Source organism: Daejeonella sp. (genome assembly GCF_037719425.1).
Classification (GTDB): Bacteria; Bacteroidota; Bacteroidia; order Sphingobacteriales; family Sphingobacteriaceae; genus Daejeonella.
In genome coordinates, this window is record NZ_JBBJNI010000017.1 from 40,956 (window position 1) to 41,980 (window position 1,025).

The 1,025-nt window shown below is 43.7% G+C and carries 1 protein-coding gene; it reads right to left on the reverse strand.

All coding sequences use genetic code 11. The annotated features are described in order from the left end of the window. Positions 1-399: 399 nt before the first annotated feature. Positions 400-867: a ribonuclease HI gene (gene rnhA, locus WKF69_RS04055; RefSeq protein WP_340379679.1), complete on the reverse strand. Its 468-nt coding sequence runs from the start codon at positions 865-867 to the stop codon at positions 400-402. Between the last annotated feature and the right edge of the window lie 158 nt (positions 868-1,025).

The window sequence follows — 1,025 nt, forward strand, 5'->3', positions numbered from 1 at the left end:
AGGCGGAGGAGAAGCTGGAGAGGATGGGGGTTGTTGGGGGGATAGACTGATTTATTGAGTTGAGAGGGGAGAGGGGAGAGTTGAGAGTTGGCAAAACGGAAAGGGACAACGGGATAGTTCCGTTTGAATCCTACGGGAAAAACTGCTCCGAAGGGAGTCCCCAGGAAAAAATTAAAGAAAACACTGATTTTTCTCTTAGAGCGTTTTTCTAAACGCTGTATCATTTAAACGCAGAGGACGCGGAGTAGCGCCCAGAGAACCCAAACCAATCATCAATTCGATGTGCACAAATCTCTTCGACCTCTGCGTAAAACTCTGCGCGCTTTGCGGTTAAAAACCTCTTACGAAGTTTAATAGCTAGCCCGAATAAGGATCAATTCCTGAAACTGAAGTATCAAGTCAGAGTCCTAATTTAAGTTCCTCGCTCTCAAAAATCGTATCAATCAGCAACTCCTTCTGTTTCCCGGCATAAACCGCAAGTTCATCGCAACGTTCATTTTCCGGATGGCCGTTATGGCCGCGGATCCAGGTGAATTTGATCTTATGTAATTTATAAACGTCGAGGAAGCGCAGCCAGAGATCTTTGTTCTTCTTGCCTTTAAAGCCTGTTTTAACCCAACCGAAGACCCATTTTTTCTCTACTGAATCAATTACATATTTAGAATCGGAGAAGATCATTACTTCCTGTCCGGGCTTTTTTATGCTTTCCAGCCCTTTGATCACAGCCAGCAGCTCCATGCGGTTATTCGTTGTTTTCCTAAAGCCTTCTGACAGTTCCTTATAGTGCTGGCCGGAGCGAAGTATCGCGCCATAACCTCCTGGACCGGGATTTCCACTGGAAGCACCATCAGTATAAAGCTCGATCATTGTTTATGGGGTGATTTAAAGGGCAATTATAAGGATTTGTTTTTAAGCGTGACGGTAAAATGGCTGAGTAAAAGTTCTTGCAGGTAAATGCCGGTTATAAATAATTTTATTGAAGTAGGCGTTTAGTTGATAATCATTTTATAGGTGAAGGGCGGTTT